This is a genomic window from Candidatus Gastranaerophilales bacterium (genome assembly GCA_028696075.1).
Classification (GTDB): Bacteria; Cyanobacteriota; Vampirovibrionia; order Gastranaerophilales; family JAILCC01; genus JAQVHS01.
Genome location: JAQVHS010000006.1, coordinates 94,107 through 106,714 on the forward strand (window position 1 = coordinate 94,107; position 12,608 = coordinate 106,714).

Annotated in this window: 14 protein-coding genes; 11 read left to right on the top strand and 3 right to left on the bottom strand. The window is 37.6% G+C overall.

Translation table 11 applies throughout. The features are described 5' to 3' along the window. Positions 1-3: 3 nt before the first annotated feature. From tig to PHX18_05680, 10 genes are all read left to right on the top strand, one after another. Positions 4-1,302, top strand: a complete 1,299-nt coding sequence (gene tig / locus PHX18_05635) for a trigger factor (GenBank protein MDD3594092.1) — start codon at positions 4-6, stop codon at positions 1,300-1,302. A gap of 26 nt (positions 1,303-1,328) precedes the next feature. Next, positions 1,329-1,937 (top strand): ATP-dependent Clp endopeptidase proteolytic subunit ClpP, encoded by a 609-nt coding sequence (gene clpP / locus PHX18_05640; GenBank protein MDD3594093.1) that lies wholly within the window; start codon positions 1,329-1,331, stop codon positions 1,935-1,937. A gap of 31 nt (positions 1,938-1,968) precedes the next feature. Continuing rightward, positions 1,969-3,261: an ATP-dependent protease ATP-binding subunit ClpX gene (gene clpX, locus PHX18_05645; GenBank protein MDD3594094.1), complete on the top strand. Its 1,293-nt coding sequence runs from the start codon at positions 1,969-1,971 to the stop codon at positions 3,259-3,261. Positions 3,262-3,287: 26 nt separating this feature from the next. Further along, positions 3,288-3,581 carry a hypothetical protein gene (locus PHX18_05650; GenBank protein MDD3594095.1) on the top strand — a complete coding sequence of 98 codons (294 nt, stop codon included), beginning with the start codon at positions 3,288-3,290 and terminating at the stop codon, positions 3,579-3,581. Then, on the top strand, positions 3,581-4,264 hold the full coding sequence (locus PHX18_05655) for a lipoate--protein ligase family protein (GenBank protein MDD3594096.1): 684 nt from the start codon (positions 3,581-3,583) through the stop codon (positions 4,262-4,264). Before PHX18_05650 ends, PHX18_05655 begins: the two co-directional genes overlap by 1 nt. A 218-nt stretch (positions 4,265-4,482) precedes the next feature. Continuing rightward, on the top strand, positions 4,483-4,857 hold the full coding sequence (gene crcB / locus PHX18_05660; protein MDD3594097.1) for a fluoride efflux transporter CrcB: 375 nt from the start codon (positions 4,483-4,485) through the stop codon (positions 4,855-4,857). Continuing rightward, complete coding sequence (locus PHX18_05665) at positions 4,850-5,803, top strand: methionyl-tRNA formyltransferase (protein ID MDD3594098.1); 954 nt, start codon at positions 4,850-4,852, stop codon at positions 5,801-5,803. Before crcB ends, PHX18_05665 begins: the two co-directional genes overlap by 8 nt. Positions 5,804-5,898: 95 nt before the next feature. Next, a complete protein-coding gene (locus PHX18_05670) occupies positions 5,899-7,986 on the top strand; it encodes a hypothetical protein (GenBank protein MDD3594099.1) in 2,088 nt (695 codons plus the stop codon). Next, positions 7,986-9,194, top strand: coding sequence for a sugar ABC transporter substrate-binding protein (locus tag PHX18_05675; GenBank protein ID MDD3594100.1), 1,209 nt, complete (start codon positions 7,986-7,988; stop codon positions 9,192-9,194). Before PHX18_05670 ends, PHX18_05675 begins: the two co-directional genes overlap by 1 nt. Positions 9,195-9,258: 64 nt before the next feature. Further along, positions 9,259-9,984 carry a hypothetical protein gene (locus PHX18_05680; protein ID MDD3594101.1) on the top strand — a complete coding sequence of 242 codons (726 nt, stop codon included), beginning with the start codon at positions 9,259-9,261 and terminating at the stop codon, positions 9,982-9,984. On the opposite strand, the gene PHX18_05685 is transcribed toward PHX18_05680, so the two are convergent. The 3 genes from PHX18_05685 to PHX18_05695 all read right to left on the bottom strand — a co-directional run bounded on the left by PHX18_05685 (position 9,977) and on the right by PHX18_05695 (position 11,851). Continuing rightward, complete coding sequence (locus tag PHX18_05685; GenBank protein MDD3594102.1) at positions 9,977-10,909, bottom strand: TIGR01212 family radical SAM protein; 933 nt, start codon at positions 10,907-10,909, stop codon at positions 9,977-9,979. The two genes, PHX18_05680 and PHX18_05685, sit on opposite strands and share 8 nt — an antisense overlap. Further along, entirely contained in the window at positions 10,910-11,077 is a 168-nt protein-coding gene (locus PHX18_05690; GenBank protein MDD3594103.1) for a hypothetical protein, read from the bottom strand. Between the two features lie 78 nt (positions 11,078-11,155). Next, on the bottom strand, positions 11,156-11,851 hold the full coding sequence (locus tag PHX18_05695; protein ID MDD3594104.1) for an N-acetylmannosamine-6-phosphate 2-epimerase: 696 nt from the start codon (positions 11,849-11,851) through the stop codon (positions 11,156-11,158). 144 nt (positions 11,852-11,995) lie between these two features. Here PHX18_05695 and PHX18_05700 point away from each other — a divergent pair. Continuing rightward, positions 11,996-12,608: hypothetical protein (locus PHX18_05700; GenBank protein MDD3594105.1), on the top strand; the 613-nt coding region annotated here is incomplete at its 3' end.

Genomic DNA, 12,608 nt, shown 5'->3' on the forward strand with positions numbered 1-12,608 from the left:
ATTATGAAAACAAATATTGAAAAATTAGAACAAAATTTGGTCAAATTAAGTATAGAAATCGATGAACCTGTCGCTGCATCCGAATATAACAAGGCTTGCCGCAAAATTTCGGAGAACGTTAATATTCATGGTTTTAGAAAAGGCAAAGCACCAAAAGCTATGGTTGAAAAATATGTAGGTTCCGAGCGCATTCAAAGAGAAGCTTTGAGCAATATTCTGCCGGGGATTTTTGCCGATATTATAAGCGAAAACCAATTTGATGTAATCACAGAACCGCAGGTGGAATCTTTTGAATATGAAACGGGAAAACCGCTTAGTGTCGTTGCTGTGCTTGAATTGAAGCCGGAAGTTACCTTAGGCGCTTATAAAAATGTTGAAGTTGAAGTTGAAGAATTCAAGAATGCCGGCGATGCTATTGAAAAAGAGTTGAAAACTCTTCAGGACAGAACGGCTTCACTAGAGCCTGTAATCGACCGCGCTACTACCGCTAATGATGTTGTAATAATGGACTTTGAAGGCAGTGTTGACGGTGAAGTCATTAAAGGCGGAACAGCTAAAAATTATCAACTGGATCTCGCTAATTCAACTTTTATAAAAGGCTTTGCAGAACAGCTTATTGATAAAAAAATCGGCGAAGAATTTACCATTGACGTAACCTTCCCCGAAGATTACCATGATGCAAGTTTACAGGGTAAACCCGCTCAATTTAAAATCAAAATTAACGAAATAAAAGAAAGAAAGCTTATGGAGCTTAACGATGAATTTGCTAAAAAATTAGGCAAGTTTAAAACTTTAGACGAGTTGAAAAAAGACATTCAGGAATATCTTGACCAGTCGGTAAAACAAGAAAATGAACAAAGAGTGCAAAAAGCCATCATAGAAAAAATTGTTGAAACTTCTAAAGTAGACGTTCCTGATTCAATGGTAAATCGTGAAGCTAAACAGTTAATGAATGAAATGCAGCAAAGACTGAAAGCTCAAGGCATTAATTTTGACCAGGTTGTGGATGAAAAAGGACACGAAAACCTTTGGGCAGAATTAAGAGAAGAAGCTTCAAAACGGGTAAAAAACAGTTTAGTGCTTGCCCAAATTGCTGAAGCAGAAAATATTCACGTTTCCGAAGAAGAATTTGAAGAAAAAATAAAAGAGCTTGCTGCTATGTATGGCACGGAAGAAAAAGATGTATACAACCAATTGGCGAAAAACCTTGGTATGGCAAGCGCTTTAACTCAACAACTCTTGGCTCAAAATATAACCAAGTTTTTAGAGGATAACAATAAATTCAAGTATGTGTCAAAATAATATTAGAGTATAGAAAGGAACTGATTATGGGTTTTGTACCGGTAGTTATAGAACAATCAAGCCGCGGTGAAAGATCTTTTGATATTTTTTCAAGGCTGCTGAGAGAACGCATTATATTTTTGGGTACTCCCATTGATGATATGGTGGCGAACTTAATTGTTGCGCAATTACTGCTTTTAGACAGTGAAAATTCGGAAAAAGACATTATGCTCTATATTAACAGCCCCGGCGGCAGCGTAACGGCAGGACTTGCTGTTTATGATACAATGCAGCATATAAGAGCAGATGTTTCTACTATCTGTTTGGGTCAGGCAGCCAGCATGGGAGCATTTTTGCTTTCTTCGGGCGCTAAAGGCAAAAGGCTTTGTCTTCCTCACTCAAGAGTGCTTATTCACCAACCTTTAGGCGGCGCACAAGGGCAAGCTACCGATATTCAAATTCAGGCGGAAGAAATTTTGAGAATAAAAAAATCTCTTAATGAAATCTTGTCTTTGAACACGGGTCAGCCTGTTAAAAAAATTGAAAAAGATACTGACAGAGATTACATCATGACTCCTGAAGAAGCTTTAGAATACGGTATGATTGATAAAATTGTTACTAAAGTAGAAAAAACCGCAAAGAATGCAGATTATTAAACAAATTAAATTTAACGATTAGGAGAAAAGAATGGTTAAACGCAATGACAGCAGATTAAAATGTTCATTTTGTGGCAAATCCCAAGACCAGGTAAAAAAACTTATTGCAGGTCCTGAGGTTTACATTTGTGATGAATGCGTTGAGCTTTGTAATGAAATATTGGAAGAAGAATTTTTTGAAAATAAAGAAACTCCTCAAGAAGTTTCCGATGAAAATATGGTAAAAGACTTGCACAAACCACAGGATATTAAGAAGTATCTTGACGAGCATATTGTAGGTCAGGACGATGCTAAAAAAGTGCTTTCCGTGGCGGTATATAACCATTATAAAAGGGTCAATCACAATACAAAAGACGCGGGCGTGGAGATTCAAAAAAGTAATATCCTTTTAGTCGGACCTACAGGCAGCGGTAAGACTTTGTTAGCGCAAACTTTGGCAAAATATTTGGATGTGCCTTTTGCGGTTGCCGATGCAACAACTTTAACCGAAGCAGGTTATGTGGGTGATGATGTTGAAAATATTTTGCTAAGACTGTACCAAAATGCCGAATACGATGCACAACGTGCAGAGAGAGGCATAATCTACGTTGATGAAATAGACAAAATCGCAAGAAAATCAGAAAATACAAGTATTACAAGAGATGTTAGCGGCGAAGGTGTTCAACAGGCGCTTCTTAAAATGATTGAAGGTACTGTTGCAAACGTTCCTCCGCAAGGCGGCAGAAAACATCCCCACCAGGAATTTATCCAAATTGATACTACAAATATTTTGTTTATTGTAGGCGGGGCTTTTGTAGGACTTGACAAGATTGTGGAACATAGGGCAGGCTTAGGTTCTTCTATCGGTTTTGGTTCTGAAAAAGGTGCATTAAACCAAGCTGAAAAAGAGCTGCAAGCGGCAAAAATGCTTAAACAAATGCAGCCTGAAGATTTGTTGAAATTCGGACTGATTCCTGAATTTATCGGCAGAGTTCCTGTTTATGCTATTTTAGACCCATTGGAAGAAAAAACGCTTATAAAAATTCTTACAGAGCCTAAAAATGCTATTATTAAACAGTATAAAGAGCTTCTTAAAATGGACGGTGTTGAGCTTGAATTTGATAAAGACGCAATAGAGCTTATAGCCAAAGAAGCAATTAAGCGTAAAACAGGCGCAAGAGCATTGAGATCTATTGTTGAAGAGATTATGCTTGATATTATGTATGAAGTACCGTCAAGAGAAGATATCAAAGTATTTAAAATAACCAAAGAAATGGTGGAAAAACGTGATAAGAAGGCGGAGTTATTGACTTTGCCGACCAAGCCAAAGGGTGAAATAGCTTAAAACAGCTGGCAAAGGGGGCTAAAAGAGTGGAAAAAGTTAATGAAACCGAATTTCCGAGAATAATGCTGAAATGTTCGAGATGTAATAACGAATTTCAGGCAAATGTTTTGCGTTTAAAAGCAGGTGAAGAGATTTCCTGCCATGTTTGCGGAAACAAATTTCCAAAAGAAGCAGGTAATAAATTATCTCAAGCGTTGCAATCCGTTTACGAAGTTAAGTATGATTTAGATAAAGCGGGGGCGGGGAGCTTTAAATTTGCTTTCCTATACAAATCCACTGCACATCAGCCGCCTGTGCCATATTCCTTCTCGGAAGAATAATGAGTTTATTTTTTGAATTTCAAAAATACAGTGCAGATTTTAATATGGAATTTGACAATTTTCTTCTGGAACATTGTGAAGCCCATGATATCGATATGGCGCTGCGTTTTTACGGCTGGTCGCCGCCGGCAGTTACTTTGGGCAGAAATCAAACAAAATTCGGGATTGATGAAGAATTTTGCAGGCAAAATAACATATCGATAGCCCGCCGTACAACAGGCGGCAGAGCGCTTTTGCATGCGGATGAAATTACTTATTGCGTTGTGCTTAAAAAATCTCTTTTTAAAAATTCCCTAAGCCTCTTTGACTGCTACAAAGAAATAACGGATGTTTTAGTCGGAGCATTTGCCGATGAGGGGGTTAATCTTGAATATAATGAATATAGGAAGGCTGCCTCGTCAAGCGGATATTGTATGAATTTGGCAACCGTTGCCGATGTGAATTGTAACGGGAAAAAGTTTATAGGTTCAGCGCAGTTCAGGAAAAACACGCATATACTTCAGCATGGTTCAATACCTTTAAGCTTTGATAGAAAACTTTTGAGTGAGATTTTTGTTGAAGAAAAAGATTTTGGGCATATCATCGCACTCGATGAGATTAGCTCTTCTTTGAATTTAGAGCAGGTTATGCTGAATATAAAAAAAGGATTTGAAGAAAAATTCAAGTCGGCAAAATGCAAATAAAATACATTTAAGTTTAAGGGCTTAAGGAAGCTTGGCAGCTGGGAAGCTGAGAGGTTGGGATTGGGCTTAAGGGATGAATAGGTGAAGAGCTTAAGAGTTTAAGGCTTCTTGTTGTTATGCTGAGGAGCGGAGCCGGAGGTCCTTTTATTATTAATTTATAGATATTTACGGTATAATACTGCTATAATAAATTTGACTGGTGATGAGGTGAGAAGAGTATGCAGTTTTTAATGATATTTTTAGGCGGCGGCTTAGGCTCTTGTTTGCGCTTTGGCACATCTTTAATGTGTAATAAGGTTTTTGATGCGCATTTTTTAGTTGCGACACTTTTGGTAAATATTTTGGGAAGCTTGGCATTAGGTTTTTTAAGCGGGCTGTTTATGGCTAAAACAGGTTTTCTCAATCCGAATTCGAGATTATTTTTAACAGTTGGTTTTTGCGGAGGATTTACTACCTTCAGCACTTTTTCAATGGAAGGTTTTGAACTTTTAAAAAACGGGCAAACAACTTTAGCCGCAGGATATATGCTTTTGAGCGTGATTTTATGTTTACTTGCCGTGTTTTTAGGCTATGTGGGCGCCAAGTATGTGTAAAATACTCATCATCGGTATGCCTGACTTGCTTTTGGAATGTCTGAGAAAACTTCTTCAGGCACGCAAAAATATTGTAGGGGTTATTACTTCGCCGCCTGATGACCCGTCTTACGAATTGGCAAAGAATTTTTTAGCGGCGAATAACTTATACCATATTGCGCATAACAAAAATTTTAAAGACGAAACGCTTTTAAATATAGTCAGGGAACTTGAGCCTGATATTGCTATTGTTTGTTCGTTCAATTTTTTACTGCCAAAGGAGCTTTACTCCATACCAAAATTAGGCACGGTTAATATTCATCCGTCGCTTTTGCCGGATTACAGGGGAGCTAACCCTTATTTTCACGTTATAAACAACGGCGAAAAATACACGGGGGTTACTTTTCATCATATAGATGAAACTTTTGACACAGGGGATATTATATTTAGCGAAAAAATTGAAATCCAGCCTAAAGACACCATGGGTACTCTTTTTAACAAAATTAACTTTATCTCTGCCCGCAAGTGCCTTGAGCTGATTGAAATGGTGGAGAATGGAATTGAATTGCCTGCTATTGAACAAGACCAAGAATGCCCGCATATAGCGCCTAAAATATATAATAATTCGCCCGAAACTTTTATTGACTGGACAAGACCAGCCGTTGAAACAGAAAGGTTTGTAAGAGCTTTAAACCCTTTTTTCGGGGCATTGACTTTTTATAACGGAATTATCTTAAGAATTTGGTCAGGCCGGTATTTTGACAATATTAACGCAAAATTTACAAAACCCGGTGAGATTTTTAAAGTTACGGATAAAATGATTATGGTTGCAACAGGCAGAGGGGTTTATATCCCTGAAATAGTTAACTTTGGCACTTATATGATTTCTGATATAAAGGACTTTATAGAACTGACCCGAATTAAAGCAGGCGATTGTTTTACCGCCAAACAAATCTCCGTTGCATGAACTATTCCTTTTTTTTCAATAGAATGCTAATATATCATTATTGTGTCGGGTCTTAAGTGATGAAATTAAATCAATTTTTATATAAATATTTTCTCGTGTTTTTATCAGCAATTTTAATTATTGTTACAATGGCTGTATTTGCAAGCAGTGCGCTTTGTAATGATTTGAGAAATAATCTTAAAAATGTTTGGCTGGAACAAAGCCCTGATAAAACTGTTAATATTGTGCTTGAGATAGATAAAAATTTCGCTTCTAACCCTAACCTGGTTAAAAAAGACGACAGAACTTATCTTCTTATTATGCCTTCCACTGACACTGCGATAATCAGGAATATTGATGTAAGAGGTTTTGAAAAATATGTATCTTCCGTGCAGGTTGATTATGTTAAGTATAATTCCGCAAAAGAAAACGGCTATGCAAAAGTAACTATTAAAGCGGAGCCTAACGTTCATTTTCGGGTAAAAAGCCAATTGGAAAAAAATAAAGTCACCAAATATTCTTTTATAGGCATTGCTTTTTCAGCCTTATTGGGATTATTCATATTTTTAGGGTTAAGGAATTTTGTTAAAAAACCAAATAAAGATGAAGGGTCGGCATACGCTGCAATTACTGAAGGGGCAGAGCCGGGAGCTGATGAAGAAGACCGGCAGGACGGAAGTATCGAGGCAGAAGACGGGTCGGAAGAAGATGAAACTGAAAGCTTAGAAAATGAACCTGTATTTGAAGAAAAGGTTGATGAAATTGAAACAACGGAAGTAAACGAAGATATTTTAGACGAAGAAGTTCCCGAGGAGGTTCTTGATTTATTTGAAGAAGGCAGCGATGAAAAGGGCTGGCAGGACGGAAGTATCGAGGCAGAAGACAGTTTGGAAGAAGATGAAATCGAAAGCTTAGAAAATGAGCCTGTATTTGAAGAAAAAGTTGATGAAATTGAAACAACGGAAGTAAACGAAGATATTTTAGACGAAGAAGTTCCCGAGGAGATTCTTGATTTATTTGAAGAAAATATTGATGATGCCGAAATAACGCAAATCGAAGAAATCCCCCCTATGTTGGATGAAAATGTTTCGTTTGTTGAAGAAGGACAATTTACAGCAAACGAGGATACTGATAATATATTTGAAGATATAGCAGAAGATATCGGCAGCGATGAAGAGGGTTGGGAAAGTATTGACTTGGAAGAAGAGCAGCTGAGCGTCGGGGAAGAAAACCTGATGGACGAAGAAAGTATTGAGGAAGGCTTGGAAAGCGAAGAGCTTAGCGCCAATGAAGAGAATTGGCAGGATGAAAGTATTGAGGCACAGGATGCCTTGGAAGCCGATGAGATTGAAGACTTAGAGAATGAACCCGTGCTTGAAGAAAATATTGATGAAGTTGAAACAACGGAAGCAAATGAAGATATTTTAGACGAAGCAAGCGAAGATGATTTGGAAGATTTATTTAATGTTGTGGTTGAAGAAAACTTTAATAGCCCGTTTACAACGTATTGTGTTCCTATAGAAGGCTTTATAGGTAACAGCCCGGAGGAAATATCCTCTGACGAAGAAATATCAGAGCTTGATGTTGAAATAACGGAACAGTTAACAACGCAGGATTTTGAAACCGACAGCTTTGTTGAAGAAGTCAACTTGGAAGATGAGCAGCTTGTCAGCGACGAAGAAGACCTGCAGGATGAAGTTATTGAGGTAGAAGACGGTGCGGAAGATAGTGAGATTGAAAGCCCGGAAAGTGCGCCTGTGCTTGAAGAAAAACAAGAGTCTGAACCGGAAGAAGCGGCTGTGGATATAGAGAGTTTCTTCAAAACCGAACCTGACGAAGAAGAAAGTATCGACGAACTCTTTGTAAATAAACCGCAAGAAAACACAATAGAACTTGAGTCTGAACCTGAAATAAAAGAAATTGAAATTGATGATTCAGAACCTGTAGTTTTGCTTCAAAAAGAAATTGATAAGGATAAAATGCTTTATTTAATCAGGCATGAAGGAGTGTTTTCTCTTATAGGTGTAATGGAAGACAATGTATTTGTATTACATCGCTTTGAACAACCCGTAAAAACAAATGAAATATCGCTAAAACTCAACGAACACAAAGCTAATCAGAATATTTATATAGTTAAAATTGACACTTGGCGGGCATTAATCGGTGTAAATACTTCTGCAATCGAACTTATCCTTGAGCTTTAATGAACAAATTAATCCTAAATATTTTAATCATAGCGTTGTTTTTGACGGCTTGCAGCAGGCAGGAAGATACTACGATTATTAAATTTTCAACCTGGGGTTCAAAGAGCGAAATTAATATGCTTAAGCCTCTTTTAAACGAATTTGAAGTTCAAAATCCGGATATAAAAGTTGAACTTGTGCATGTTCCCAACAATTATTTTCAAAAGCTTCACCTGCTTATTATATCTAACCTTGCGCCTGATGTGATGTTTGTTAACAACATTAACGGTAAAATTTATATGGAAAATGATAAATTTGAGGATTTAACGCCGTTTTTAACTTCTGAAATTAAAGCTGATTTTTTCCCTAATACCCTCAAGGCAGGCAGTGATAACGGCAAATTATACATAATTCCCAGAGATATTTCCAATCTGGCGGTGTATTATAACAAGGATTTGTTTGACGCCAAAGGTATACCGTATCCTGACAGTAATTGGACAATAGAGGAGTTTGGAAATACGGCAAAAAAACTATCCGATAGTAATCACTTCGGTGTGGGTTTTGAAAAACATCCGATGTATTGGCTGCCCTTTTTGTGGAGCAATGGCGGAGGGCTTATTGCAGCGGATAATAAAACAATTATTTTGGCAGAGCAGCGCTCAAAAGACGCGTTGCGATTTTATGTTGATTTGCGCATTAAATACCACGCTGCGCCTTATGATGATGAACAGTCCAGCGCTACTACAACACAGCTGTTTTTACAGCAAAAAACAGCAATGCAGCTTTCGGGCAGATGGATTACTCCTACTCTTAATCAAAATGCCGCTTTTAAATGGGGCGCGGTAACTTTTCCAAAAGGAACAAACGGCTCTGTTGTAAATGCCGATGTTTCAGGCTGGGCAATGAGTTCTTCCTCCAAGCACAAAAAGCAGGCATGGCGTTTGATTGAATTTTTATCATCAAAAAAAGCGATAAGTGAAATTACAAAAGGAGGCTTGATAGTACCATCAAGGATTTCCATTGCAAATTCAGAGGTATTTAAAGATGACAATTCAAAAATATTTATAAAAGCGGTAGATAATGCTATTCCTACTCCTGCACCTGCAAAATATCAGGAAATGATTGACATTTTGAGCGAAACTCTTCAACCTGTTTTTTTAGGTAAACAAGATGTTGACGAAGCTATTAATAATAAATTCATAACAAAATTTAAAAATTTGTTACGATGAAAATAATTACTAGCAAATTTTTCTTTTACCTGACTTAATACATTAGTGCAAGGAAGGGAAAAATATGCCTGTAATAAACGGTATTAATTCCAATATATATAATAGTTTTATTACTTCCAAAGCTTCTGCGGTGCAAACTGCGGTCGGGCAAGAATCGGTTCAGTCTGCGCCGATTGCATCTGCAGCCGTACATGAAGCTGATTGTTATGAATCGCAGTCGCCGTCTTTACCGACCGGAGCAAAAGTTGCAATTACTGCCGCATTGGCAGCTCTGGCGGGGGTTGGTATTTATGTATGGAGAAGGGGCAAAGGCGGTAAGCCTCCCGTTAAACAAATTCTCGGCGCAAAACCTCCCGTTGTTCAGCCTTCTGATGTGAAGCTCCCCGGTGTAAAACCTGCTGAAGTTCAGGCAGTCGGAGAACAGGCCGCCGAAACCGTACCGGTTTTTAAAGATAAACTTGCTAACAGTGTGAATAAACTGGCGAAAAAATTTGGTATACGCAATGACCATAAAAATATTGGAAATTCCAAAACCCTTATAGTTATGAAGGATAGTTCAAATCAAAAACCTATCGCTCATGTGGGTATTATGGATAAGAACTTCGAATACCTGCTGAAAGGTAAGACCGATGCCAATGGTAATCTTGCAGAATATACAGTGTATAGAGGTCATGAACTTTTGCCCGGACGTGTAAGGTCTTGGCGCTCAACTCCCGATGGCGAAATTTTAACAAAATATGCCGGTGCTCCGGGGAGTGATTCTTTAATTAAAGAAATCAAACTTACATAGTTTTGTTATGGTTATATCCCTGATAAGTTTCTCTTTCTTTAAAGCATTCATCAATTTTGTTTAAAGTTTCAAACTTGCAGTTAAGCCATTTAGGCGCGATTAAATTGCTCTTAAGTCCGTTGCCCCCAAGACGGTGAATAGTTGTGGATTTTGGCAAAAGTTCCATGCAACTGCAAACTATATCTACATATTCGTCTTCACTTAACAGCGTGAATTCGTTGTTGTAATATGCCCGTTTGATTTTAGAATCAGCAAGGACGCAAAGTGCATGAAACTTCACCCCGTCAATACCGATATCTGCTAATGCTCTTACGGTTTTAAGCATTTGGGCTTTGGTTTCATTTGGCAAACCGAGAATTACATGTGCGCAAATTTTTATATCTTTGTTTTGCGTGATTTTAACGGCATCAAAAAAACATTTTGCATCATGCCCTCTGTTTATAAATTTTAGTGTTTCATCGTGGATTGTTTGAAGCCCGTATTCTATCCATACGATATTATTGTCCGTATAGCTTGCGATTAAGTTTATTTTTTCTTCATCTATACAATCAGGTCGTGTCCCTATAGAAATTCCCTCTACCAGAGGATGGTCAAGAACGGTATCATAAACTGTTTTTAACGTTGAAATATCTGCGTAAGTGTTTGTATAAGATTGAAGATACGATAAGAATTTTTTTGCTTTAAATCTTCTTTGAAGCCATTCTATGCCTTCAATCATTTGATTTTGCAGTGCAATAGCGCCGTAAGAGCGGGAAAAAGACCCGCTTTCATCACAAAAAATGCATCCGCCATGCCCGATTGTGCCATCGCGGTTAGGGCAGCCCATGCCTGTGTTCAAGGTCAATTTATACAACTTTTCACCGACTTTGTTTTTTATATACTGGCTGAATTGGTTGTATCTTTTGTCAGTTCCGTTAAAAAACATCTACTCTGTTTCTTGGGAAGGATTTACGGGATAAACGTAATGTTCGCCGCATTTTGGACAAATTACTTCCTGTTGTTTACCCTGTTCAAGTTCAACAACTTCAAAAAGCTCCCTGCATCCCGATTGTACACATCTTATTGCCCATGTTGGTCTTATTAATCTAGCCATTGTCAAAATCCTCTATCCATCTTCAATCTGTCTATAATATATCATAATTTTGAAATTAAATAAACAATGCGCCGCGTATTATAATGCTGCGTTAACAAATCTCTTTGTGATAAGCTGCGGTCTTGTTACGGCAGAACCTGCAACAATTGCAAACGCACCTGACTTAAAAGCTTTTTTCACATGCTTTTCTTCCCAAACACGCCCTTCAAGAATTACGGGTATATTAAGGGTTTCGCTTAGTTTTTTTACCAGTTTAAAATCAGGTTCGTCTTTTACAATCGCTTTGCTGTGGGAAGTATAACCGCTTAAGGTTGTCGAAACTATATCTGCTCCTAAAAGCGCACAGGCGCCCCCCTCTTCAAAAGTAGAAATATCCGCCATGGCGAGCTTTCCACGGGCATGGATAAAATTAATCAGCTGATATAAATTTTCGTCATAGCTTCGTCTGCGGGAAGTGCCGTCAAACGCAATGATATCCGCCCCTGCGTCTATAAGGGTTTTGGCATCATCTATTGTAGGCGTTATATAAACAACGTCTTTGTAATTGGCAGGTATCTTTTCGGGCTTTGTGATGGCTATAACGGGTAGTGCGCTTATCTTTTTAGCGTTTTTAACATCTCTTGCCCCTGCCAAACGCAGACCTTTTGCACCGCCTGTTATTACTGATTTTATCATGGCATTTATGCATATTTCATTATATAACGGTTCGTTCGGCATCGCCTGTACCGATATAATAACGGACTTATTCAGGTTTTCTAAGATGTTTTTTTGCATATTTGTTTTTTCAAATTTATGTAAACTTTAATTAAAAACTAGCCTGTAGGATAGTCTTTAATTTTATATTCATGATACTATAATTTTAATCATTAGTGAATTTTATATATTGTTAAATTATTAATTTTATTTGGAGGACATTCCATGTCAATCGGTTCTTTTGTATTTATGCTCCACAGCCATTTGCCTTACTATAGAAAAGCAGGCATGTGGCCATTCGGTGAAGAAAATTTGTATGAGTGTATGGCGGAAACATACATACCTTTATTAAACGCTATCAGTGAATTATATGAAGAAGGTATTAAGGCAAAATTAACTATAGGTATAACCCCTATTTTAGCTGAACAGTTAAATGACGAACATTTAAAAGAAGGATTTGTTAAATATTTAGACAGCAGAATTGAGAAGGTTGCACAAGATTTGGAAAGATATCCGAATCCTAATGTAGCCCACTCTCAACATTTAAAATATCTTGCAAAATATTACTTTGATTGGTTTAACCACATTAAAGATTCGTTTGTAAACAAATACAACAAAGATTTAATAGGTTCGTTTGCAAAATATCAGGATTTAGGCTGCATAGAAATCACAACATCAGGCGCAACGCACGGATTTTCCCCATTGCTTGCCACTGACACAAACTTAAATGCACAATTTAAAGTTGGTTCTGATACGACCAAAAGATTATTTGGTAAAAAAGCAAGAGGAGCTTGGCTTCCTGAGTGTGCGTATCGTCCGGCTTACAAATATATTGATA

Bases quoted from the DNA above. Each gene is read 5' to 3' on its own strand.
- crcB (MDD3594097.1), top strand. From the start codon at position 4,483: ATGCAGTTTTTAATGATATTTTTAGGCGGCGGCTTAGGCTCTTGTTTG.
- PHX18_05655 (MDD3594096.1), top strand. From the start codon at position 3,581: ATGAGTTTATTTTTTGAATTTCAAAAATACAGTGCAGATTTTAATATG.
- PHX18_05675 (MDD3594100.1), top strand. From the start codon at position 7,986: ATGAACAAATTAATCCTAAATATTTTAATCATAGCGTTGTTTTTGACG.
- clpX (MDD3594094.1), top strand. From the start codon at position 1,969: ATGGTTAAACGCAATGACAGCAGATTAAAATGTTCATTTTGTGGCAAA.
- PHX18_05685 (MDD3594102.1), bottom strand. From the start codon at position 10,909: ATGTTTTTTAACGGAACTGACAAAAGATACAACCAATTCAGCCAGTAT.
- PHX18_05665 (MDD3594098.1), top strand. From the start codon at position 4,850: ATGTGTAAAATACTCATCATCGGTATGCCTGACTTGCTTTTGGAATGT.
- PHX18_05680 (MDD3594101.1), top strand. From the start codon at position 9,259: ATGCCTGTAATAAACGGTATTAATTCCAATATATATAATAGTTTTATT.
- PHX18_05695 (MDD3594104.1), bottom strand. From the start codon at position 11,851: ATGCAAAAAAACATCTTAGAAAACCTGAATAAGTCCGTTATTATATCG.
- PHX18_05690 (MDD3594103.1), bottom strand. From the start codon at position 11,077: ATGGCTAGATTAATAAGACCAACATGGGCAATAAGATGTGTACAATCG.
- clpP (MDD3594093.1), top strand. From the start codon at position 1,329: ATGGGTTTTGTACCGGTAGTTATAGAACAATCAAGCCGCGGTGAAAGA.
- tig (MDD3594092.1), top strand. From the start codon at position 4: ATGAAAACAAATATTGAAAAATTAGAACAAAATTTGGTCAAATTAAGT.